Raw genomic sequence first — 2,279 nt, forward strand, 5'->3', positions numbered from 1 at the left:
GTGGATGGACAAGCGACCCGAGCCCGGTGAGGCGATGCCCCGGTCCGAGCTCCATGCGATGTACGGGGGCAACCGCCAGAGCGGGATCTCAATCTCCGCACAGGCGGGCATGATCCACCTCTTCTCCGACCCGATCCATGTCGAGAACTACGGCATGCCGGACGGCCTCGACGAGGAGGGCATCTACCTCTACACCGGTGCTGGCCAGAAGGGCGACCAGACGCTGACCCAAGGCAACCGGGCCCTCCTCACGCACAAAGACGCCAACCGCGACGTCTTCATCTGGCGCCGGGAGAAGCAGGGGGCCTACCGGTGCGTCGGCCAGTTCGAGGTCGACCAGGAGCAGCCCTTCATCTCCACGGACGCCTTCGATGCCGACGGTGAGCTTCGCACCGTGATCGTTTTCCGACTGCGTCCGGTCGGCGAGCTGGCCGCTGACGCCCCGGTCGTGACCACGACCGAGGCCCTGGGTTACCGGATTCACGAGGAGAAGGCCGCGATCGGGGGCCGCGTTCGCGTCGAGCGCGCACGTCGATCCATCCGGGACGCCGAGATCGACCTCGCGCTCCGGTACCGGGCTCACCTTGAGCGCCTTGGCCACGAGATCAGACGGGTTCAGATCCTGCCGCCGGGCGAGGTTCGGCCGTTCTACGCCGACCTTCATGACCGAACCGGCAACGTGCTTATCGAGTGCAAGGCCAGCCCGACGCGGCAGGCGCTGCGCCTGGCGATCGGGCAGCTGCTCGACTACCGCCGGTTCTTCTCTCCCACGCCGCGGCTCGCTGTTCTCACAAGATCAAAGCCTCGCCAAGACCTCATCGACCTCTGCAGCTCGATGACGATCGAGGTCATCTGGTTGGAGGAAGACGGAACCTTCACATCGAGCTTCGACTGAGGCCGGGGCGCTGGCCGTGCTGGGCCAAGCCCCGACCTCGTCGTAGATGTCGCTCGCAGAGTTCTTCAGGCGCTGCGGGTGACGGAATGCCCTGCCCACTCATGAACAGGAGCCCTTCCAGTATGTCTGAACCCTTGGAGGAGCGGGACGGACCTGTGCCCGCCGAACCGCCGGAGCCGTCCGAGAGCGTGGTCCGTGCCTGCGTGTACGGGGCCGCCCTGGCGGCCGGCGTACTTCTGGTGATCGCGGGCCACACCACGCCCGTCGAGGCCAGCGGGTACGTGACACCGCTCCTCGTCGTCTTCGAACGCCGGCGCATGTGAACCGAGGGCCGGGGCGACCGCTGCAGGGTGCCCCGGCCCTCGCGGTCGTCGTCCCGGGCGGATGCCGGGGCGGACCGTCAGCCAGGCCGTCGTGGTCGCTGCTGTTGCGGAGATCGCTCGGTGGAGCGCCTAGCGACCTTCAGCAGGATCTTGGACACAAAGAGCCGTCAACCCGCCGGACCAGCAAGCGTGGTGAGTGCAGCCGTGCCGCAGGAGTATAGCTACGGCGAACGGACATGGAGCTCTATGTACTCGTTGCGACGGCATCGGCCGACTGGCGGGTGCCTGCCGACCGAGGAAGAATGAAAGCGGGCGCTCGGGGGACCCGCCCGCCAGCACCGAGTCGTCCGACTCGTGTGGGGAGCAGATCATGGCCGACCCCGCAGACAAACGTGGTTCCAGGGACATAGAAGGCTCACAAGACCCTCTCGTCGAAAGACTGCGCCCAGAGCCCTCACGGCCGCCGATTGCCGGGGTGACTTTGAACGGGCTTCTCGGGGACTGCGACCGGCCGGGACGAAGGCGTCTCTACCTGACGGCGGAACTCAACTACTTCATCGAGTTCTCCGTCGAGGACGTTCTGTACAGCTCGCGGATTCCTTCGGACAAAGCGCCGTTTCTTGGGACCGAAGCCACTCAGATCACGCTGAAAAAGGGTACCGACATCGCCTACACGCACACCATGGCAGAACGCCCGCCAGACGAATTCGATCTTGACCTCCGACGCGGGCGTCGAAGGTTTGCCCTCTCTGGAGATACCGGCGGGACGGCGTTTTCGTGCTTCGAGTGCGACACGGAGGATCAGTGTCATACGCAGGGTTTTTTAACCTGCACGTGCGCCAACCTGACATGTGACACGTGCGGCGTCACCGCATGCAATGTGCACACGTGCGAGAACACCTGCACGGGGTGTCCCCCCGAAACGGAAAACTGCGACAGCACCCAAGACGTCAGTTGCATCGACACGGCCTGCACCCCTCCCTGTCCGCACTTCTGACGTCCAGTGAGGCCTCAGCTATCCCACCCCGCACAGAATCCCTTGGAGGCCAGGTGCCGGAGTC

General features: G+C 65.3%; 3 protein-coding genes. 2 read left to right on the forward strand and 1 reads right to left on the reverse strand.

Translation table 11 applies throughout. The annotated features are described in order from the left end of the window. On the forward strand, nt 1-895 hold an 895-nt coding region (locus ACIQOV_RS38080), incomplete at its 5' end, for a restriction endonuclease (RefSeq protein ID WP_401055344.1). A gap of 122 nt (nt 896-1,017) precedes the next feature. Then, a complete protein-coding gene (locus ACIQOV_RS38085; protein WP_401055345.1) occupies nt 1,018-1,218 on the forward strand; it encodes a hypothetical protein in 201 nt (66 codons plus the stop codon). 454 nt (nt 1,219-1,672) lie between these two features. Here ACIQOV_RS38085 and ACIQOV_RS38090 read toward each other — a convergent pair whose 3' ends face one another. After that, on the reverse strand, nt 1,673-2,029 hold the full coding sequence (locus ACIQOV_RS38090; protein WP_401055346.1) for a hypothetical protein: 357 nt from the start codon (nt 2,027-2,029) through the stop codon (nt 1,673-1,675). Between the last annotated feature and the right edge of the window lie 250 nt (nt 2,030-2,279).

The sequence above is a fragment of the Kitasatospora sp. NPDC091257 genome, from assembly GCF_044757675.1.
GTDB lineage: Bacteria > Actinomycetota > Actinomycetes > Streptomycetales > Streptomycetaceae > Kitasatospora > Kitasatospora lactacystinica.

What these genes read in the sequence shown, in the direction of transcription:
- ACIQOV_RS38085 (WP_401055345.1), top strand. Translation starts at nt 1,018, where the DNA reads ATGTCTGAACCCTTGGAGGAGCGGGACGGACCTGTGCCCGCCGAACCG.
- ACIQOV_RS38090 (WP_401055346.1), bottom strand. Translation starts at nt 2,029, where the DNA reads ATGACACTGATCCTCCGTGTCGCACTCGAAGCACGAAAACGCCGTCCC.